Raw genomic sequence first — 7,019 nt, forward strand, 5'->3', positions numbered from 1 at the left:
CGTTCATGATGCGGGGGTGGCGGACTTTCTGGAGCGACGGGCAACTGGACCGGTCGGTCCGGCGCGTGTTGCCCAACTCGTTTCTGGGCCGCTCCCTGCTGATCGTGCTGATCCCGATACTGGTGACGCAGGGCATCGCGCTCGAACTGTTCTACGGCAACTACCTGCATGTGATGTCACGCCGCATGTCGGAGAGCATTGTCTCCGAGATCGGCCTGTCTCTCGACCTTCTCGAACGCTATCACTCCCATGACGACCGGGCCTGGCTCACCCGACAGGTGCGCACCCGCACCCAGCTTGCGATGGAGTGGCACCAGAACGCCAGACTGACGAAGTTCGGTTCGACCCATGTGCTGGGCCCCATGGACGAGGATCTGGTGCATGCACTCGCCACATCCATCTCCTATCCGTTTTTTGCCGACTGGCTGACGGATGAACGGCATGTTTTCATCCTGATCCAGCTTCCCGACGGGGTGCTGAAAGTCGATGCACCCCGCAAACGTCTCGATGTCGGGCAACTCTGGCTGTTCGTCATCTGGGCGCTTGGCGGCTCGCTTCTTCTGTTCGCCATTGCCGCCCTGTTCATGCGCAATCAGGTGCGTGCCGTGCGGCGGCTGGCAAAGGCTGCGGAACAGTTCGGTCTTGGCCGCGATATCGGCGCGATCCGGCCTGAGGGTGCGCGCGAGGTGCGCAAGGCGGCGGTGGCATTCAACCGCATGCAGGAACGGATTTCCCGTTTCGTCATGCAGCGGACTGCGGTGCTGGCGGGCGTCTCGCACGATCTCAGGACACCCCTGACGCGGCTACGGCTTTCACTCGCGATGTTTCCACAGACCGGTGTCATCGATGCGGGACTTCTGCGGGATGACGTGACCGACATGGTCGGAGATGTCTCGGAAATGGAGCGGATGATCGAGGGTTATCTTTCGTTCGCCCGTGGCGAGGGGGCGGAGCAGCCACAGGCGCTCGACGTTGCGACAGTGCTGGAGGATGTGGCTGCGGCGGCCGTGAGGAGCGGTGGACGAGTGCGCGAAGTGGTCTGCGATCCGGGGCTCGTTCTGGAAGCCCGCCCGGACGCCATGCGGCGGATGCTGGCCAATCTGGTGGAGAATGCGCGGCGTCTGAACGCTGCTGTGTGGCTGACGGGTTATGGTGAAGATCGGAATATCGTCATTGAGGTCGATGATGATGGTCCGGGCATTCCCACTGAACGCCGGGAAGAGGTGTTTCGTGCTTTTTCCAGTGGCGAGCGGGGTGGCACGGGACTGGGGCTCACGATTGTCCGCGATATCGTGCGTGCACATGGCGGCGACGTCAGGCTGGCGGCGAGCCTGAAAGGCGGCCTGAACGTCCGTATTACCCTGCCACGTTAGGCTTTCGCCCGTACTGTTTTATTTACTAATGTCAGTTCCATCGGAAGAACGCGATTTTCTTCACCAGATCGCTGGACATGCTTATGAGACTCTCAAGAGGCATTGGTGAAAGCGCGCAGTTTTCAAATTCCTTGGGGAAGAGTGCTTTGGCATCAATACTCTTGCCGGTTTCTTGATATTTCACGCAAAAATTGGTTTCATTTTCTATTGTGATGGTTTCCCATTCGTCAACTTTTCTGACTCTAAAGGTTCTCGCTTCATCGCGGTGAAAAGCGATAAACTCACAATCCACCGTCAGGATCGTGCACTTCTCATGCCGCCTGTCCGAAAGGATCGGGCAGGCATAATATGGATTTGATTCCATATGAAATTCATCGATGTCAGAACGATATTTCAAAAAGTTTTCACCAGAACGCAAAACATTCAGATGAAAGCCAAGATTGGCGAACTGCCGCATGAAACGAACAGCCTGAAGGGCACCCAGTGCGGTTTTTGGGCCATTGCAATGGGCAATGCTGGGAGCCGCTCGTGTAAGAACATTCTTGAACAAAAACCCGTCAAATGAATAATCCTGCTCCGAGGATGGCATGGTGGCGAATATCTTCGCTTCGTCATCGACGGCAACTTTGTATTTCTTCGATATATTGGTCTTGTAAGCGTAATACTGTGCGAGAGCCTGATCATCATCGACAGCACAAGCAGTATAGGCCCGTTCGGAAAAATCTATCATGTCACGGATGGCATCGACATAGCCGACAAAACATCCTGAGTTTATGTAGCGATAAGGTCCGGTGTTATGAGCATCATCATGCCGCTTGATATCTTTCCTGTCCATATCACCAACGGTTGGAATCTCGTCGATAGGAGGCCAGAAAATTTTCTCGCCGTTAAAAACAATATCAGCATCAAACTCCCTGAATTTGTTAATGATGCTGCGGCATGAATCAAGCACCACCACATCATAAGCATCTGTAAAGACAATGATATCGTCATCAGAGACCAGAGTGCCGTTCACAAAACCCTTTAATAAATCGAATTTCTTTTTGAGTTCTATTTTATCGTATTGCGTATGACATCCAAGATTCAGAAAACAGAACCCTTCCTGCTGCGCAGCAGCTTCGAGCTCGCACAGGTCGTGGTTGATGGGAAATCCGGTAGTCAAATAATAAACCTGCACGATGACGCTCCCTGCAGTTACGGCCCGTGCGATGGTCTGTTACCGGCCCGGCCCTGGACATCTGCGTCATCGGTAAAGGGAAAAGGTTGGCCCTTTCTAAATTTTTGAACCAATACAAAAATATAAACATACCTGCCTGCCAATAGTCATGAGGCCACCACAAATGAGGCAGCCTCACGCTTACGGGCCGAGCGTGTCACCATGTCTCCCCATTGCTCGCGCGGTGCCATGTATTCGGGGCGACACAGGAATAAAAGTAGCGCTGATCCATTTTCATCTCGCCCGGTGCGCAAGGGGCATGACTGCCGGTCGGTGCGCCAAAGGGAACCACCAGTTGCTGACTGGCTGCCACCGTCCGCGCAGCGATGGTATGACGGACAATGGCATTGCCTGAGCCGTCAAACACCACATTGCAGCCCGCATCGGTCTGCTGATAACCGCAGAATGCAAAACCGTTATGGTTGCTCCGGGGATTCAGTTCGATATGTTCCTGCAGAACACCATCGACTTTCCGATCCCGATCAGCCCCGCCGGTCGCACCTGCGATCTGGACACCGAGGCTGGTGGTCATGTCCCGATAGTCTCCCGTCGCGACGTTGCGGTGGTTCCAGAAAGTCAGCCGGTCCCACTGACCGGGATATCCGTAACCGCGCGTCGTTCTTTGCGCGAATTCCCCGAGAACGGCTTCCGATCCGGCAGAGGCTTCCGCACCACCAAAATCACCGGCGTAAAAAGACGGGCTGGTGAAAGGAACTGTCCAGTATTCACCTCCCATCTTATAGGCTATGGAGGTGGCGCCCTCAGATGCGAAATTGAACGCATCAAGTGCCGGAAGGTAATCGTGCGCTTTCCCGTCTCCGCCGGGCTTATGGTAATTAATGGTAAGCCCGTTGACGGCGGATCTCCCATTCAGTGGGTCACGACCCCAAAGGTCCACTTCCGAAAACTCAGCCAGCCGCAACTGACTGTTTTTTTCACCTGTCGGATTGTTGACATCTCCGGCTGCCGCATGCGGCGCAGGAGCAGGTCCTTCCACGGAAGCGTACAGTCCAACAGATTTGGTATATCCACCGAACATGACTGCCGGAGTTACATAACTGCTCCAGACGGTATCCAGACCCGGCGCGCTTCCGTCGACACTGCTCTTTCCGGGAATCAGGCCGCCGTGGCTGCCGCTCCCGAAAATCTGCCATCCGTCGTGCAGGGAAAATCCTGTTATCCGACCCATGCCATCTTTTGCATAGGACGATACGATCCCAACAAAGTTCGGAAAGACACAGCGTGATGTTGCGCATCCGGTCTCGTTCGTGACGACCCTCATGCCGCTCCCCCGTTCGAGAAGCCACTGCGAAATAGGGAATGGCAGAGGATTTGCGAAACCTGCTCCGCTGGACGTGAAGGCTGGAGAATGATCAGCGCCATCATCGTAGGGAGAGGTTGCGTCCTGCCCTGCTGAGGTGGCGGTGAAGATGGGCGTCGCACCGACGGTCCTCAGCGTCAGGGCAGCGGCGTCGAAATGATCGTAGCTGCCGATCTGCGAGGCCGCACCCGGACCGATTCCCGGAGCCTCTCCCGCCATGTTCTGGCTGCCGAGCCCGACGCCCACGCACGTCCCCTGCCAGTCGGCACCATAGGGGTAACAATGTTCGGCCAGCGGCACGCTGTCATATTCCTGCGCGCCTCCCAGACGGAGATGGGTGGGGGTCATGGGATCGACCTGTGGCACCGAGCAGTTCTCGCCTTCGCAGCCCCAGTCGCGACCCTTGCCGAATCTCAGGTGATAGTTCCCGTATTGCTTCAGCCTGAGTGTCGGCCACTGAAACGCCTGAGTGGGCGCAACGGCGAGACCTTTGTCCGCAACAATCCCTGTGGGCGGACCATCGCTGGCCACTGAAGGGTCAGACCACTGGGCGACCGCCCCGCCTGCCTGACCCGGCGACACACTCTTCACCGTGTGGTCATGCAGTAGAAGGCTACGTCCATAAGCGGGTGTCATGGCCAGCGATGCCGAACAGATCAGAAGGGTCCAGCGTTTCAGCATCTCTCTACTCCCTGCGGTCTGGGGCTTTACCCGGCGCATCAGCACGCATGTCCGCGACAGAGGAAACATCACGCGAGGCAGGAAAAGAAAAGAGACGGAGCCTTTAGGCTGTTTCCCGGCAGGGGCATACGGTGCCGGCATGAGCACTTCCGGCGCGAAAAACGGGAGAAATTGCCATAGCTTCCTGCATTGGATGGAGGATGCCAGATGACAGGGTGTTTTAGGCGTCATGCGCCACAAACAAAAAAACGGCCCAGAGGGCCGTTTTTTAAATCGCCGATTTCACTGAAGAAATCTGGAGCGGGCGAAGGGATTCGAACCCTCGACCCCAACCTTGGCAAGGTTGCATATACTCTACCATCCCACACTCTACCTTTCGCTTCCATACGATAATATCGTTTTATAACAGAGTATTATTTGGCGGCGCTTTGTAAGGCGTTCGCTCCAATTTGCCAGAGTTTCTCTCTACGGTGGACACCATGTGGACACCATTTTATGGTGGTGTCCACCCGAGAACTCAATACGAGGCGTGCGATGAAACGATCGTCCAGCGTACGTTTGACCAAGCCCGTCGTCGACAAGGCCGAGGTCCGAGATAGTCGATATGACTTGTGGGATCTCGATCTCGCTGGCTTTGGACTACGCATCGAGAAAAGCGGCACGAAAACTTTCATCATACGCTATCGCATTGAGGGCGGTGGCCGATCGGCACCAAGGCGATTCCTGGCGCTTGGACGATTCGGAGCACTTACCGTCGAACAGGCGAGAAGGAAGGCTAGGGGCCTGCTGGGCGCGGTCGCACACGGCGAAGACCCAGCGGGTGACGTGCAGGAGAAGCGGCGCGAAAAAACGATTCGGGACTTACTCGACTTCTACGAGGAGCATGGATGCATCGTGCAAAGGGGTATTCATAAGGGCAAGCCCATGAAACCTCTCACCAAGCAATACACCATGTCACGGCTTCGTCACCATGTTGAACCACTTCTAGGGGGACGTCGTGCGAGCGAGATCACTTCGGGCGATGTCGAGCGATTTGTGGCCGACGTAACAACTGGCAAGACCGCGAAAGACATAAAGATTGGGCCGCGCAAACGTCTTATCGTTCGGGGCGGTGAGGGCGCAGCACGGAAGGTCGTTCGTGATCTTTCGGCCGTATTCAGTTTCGGCAGGCGGCACGGCTTTATCGCCCAAAATCCCGTCGAAGGGGCTTCCGTCAGAAAGACGGATAATCGTCGCATGCGCTTTTTGACGTTGGAGGAAGTAGCCCGACTAGGCGACGCGTTCAACAAGGTCGAGACACGAGGGGCAAATCCTAAAGGGGTCGCAATCGCCCGGCTTTGGGCGCTTACCGGATGTCGTCGAAACGAAATTGCGGCGCTCAAGGTTGAGGAAGTCAATCTAGAGGATAACCTCTTCGAGTTCGAGGATAGCAAGACTGGGAGATCGATTCGCCCCATCGGCCCCACGGCGAGAGCAATGCTCGAGAATCTCCTGAAGGACCGCAAGAAAGGCTATCTTTTTCCGGCGGAGAGAGGCGAGGAAGGACATTACCAAGGCACGCGCAATATCTGGTCGGAAGTTATCAAACTTGCCGATCTACCGGGCGTAACGCCTCACACCCTTCGGCACACTCTTGGCTCTACTGCGACGTCAAGCGGCGAAGCATTGGCCCTGACCGGTGCTCTTTTAGGACACGCCAACCTCAAATCGACCGCCATTTACGCCCATGTCCAACGCGATACTTCGCTCGAGGCTGCCAAGCGTGTAGAAAAATTACTTGCAATGGCACTAGAGGGAAATGTTATTGGGGAAACAAATTCCGCGCAGGAGATAAAACCTAAAGAATTGGATGCAGATTTGATCCGAGAGCTATCTAAAAGGTTGTCAAAAGAAAATGCAGATACAGCAAGACTTCTAGGAATTATAGCTGACAGCATTTCTAGTACTCTATGAATCTCCGAGTTATTTTGCTCTTTAATCTCCGTACACTAGTTCCACATACCGATGATGCCGCACCGTATTCTCTTCGCGTCTGTCAGACTGGGATCAAGATGAAGTTCCTCCAGATAACGGCCGCCTCGCAGATCGCGGCGAGGTCGTTCAGTTCCAGAACGGGAACGGTGCAGGCTGGATTAAAGGCACAGAACGCAGGCGCATACACGCGCGACATTAGGAGCGGTCGGACAATCATAAAGCTTCATGGCAATGCTGGGCGCGGGTGGTGAGAGGGCGGAGACTCCGACTGTTCCCGGATAGCCGTGAGCATGCGACGGCGGATCAGGCCGCTGACCGGGCGGATCAGATACCAATAGGGGGCGAAGCGACGCCTGGCCCGGTCCGTGACGCAAAACACGCGGGTTTCCGTCACCAGCCGCTGGGTGCCGTGTGGTCCCCGCTGGATGGAGAAGCCCAGAGCGAGCTTGCAGAC

4 protein-coding genes and 1 pseudogene are annotated in these 7,019 nt (G+C 55.7%); 2 read left to right on the plus strand and 3 right to left on the minus strand.

What is annotated here, in order from left to right; genetic code table 11:
• The first annotated feature begins 8 nt into the window (after positions 1 to 8).
• Positions 9 to 1,373: an ATP-binding protein gene (locus tag GOB81_RS14130; protein WP_173571079.1), complete on the plus strand. Its 1,365-nt coding sequence runs from the start codon at positions 9 to 11 to the stop codon at positions 1,371 to 1,373.
• A gap of 31 nt (positions 1,374 to 1,404) precedes the next feature.
• Here GOB81_RS14130 and GOB81_RS14135 read toward each other — a convergent pair whose 3' ends face one another.
• Both GOB81_RS14135 and GOB81_RS14140 read right to left on the minus strand, forming a co-directional pair.
• Positions 1,405 to 2,550 carry a glycosyltransferase domain-containing protein gene (locus tag GOB81_RS14135; RefSeq protein ID WP_173571072.1) on the minus strand — a complete coding sequence of 382 codons (1,146 nt, stop codon included), beginning with the start codon at positions 2,548 to 2,550 and terminating at the stop codon, positions 1,405 to 1,407.
• Positions 2,551 to 2,746: 196 nt separating this feature from the next.
• A complete protein-coding gene (locus GOB81_RS14140) occupies positions 2,747 to 4,591 on the minus strand; it encodes a hypothetical protein (protein WP_173571073.1) in 1,845 nt (614 codons plus the stop codon).
• 495 nt (positions 4,592 to 5,086) lie between these two features.
• On the opposite strand from GOB81_RS14140, the gene GOB81_RS14145 reads away from it, so the two are divergent.
• Complete coding sequence (locus tag GOB81_RS14145) at positions 5,087 to 6,544, plus strand: site-specific integrase (RefSeq protein ID WP_018308104.1); 1,458 nt, start codon at positions 5,087 to 5,089, stop codon at positions 6,542 to 6,544.
• 244 nt (positions 6,545 to 6,788) lie between these two features.
• Here GOB81_RS14145 and GOB81_RS14150 read toward each other — a convergent pair.
• Positions 6,789 to 7,019, minus strand: a pseudogene (locus GOB81_RS14150) (hypothetical protein); the annotation flags it as partial.

The organism is Acetobacter conturbans (assembly GCF_011516755.1).
GTDB classification, from domain to species: Bacteria; Pseudomonadota; Alphaproteobacteria; order Acetobacterales; family Acetobacteraceae; genus Acetobacter; species Acetobacter conturbans.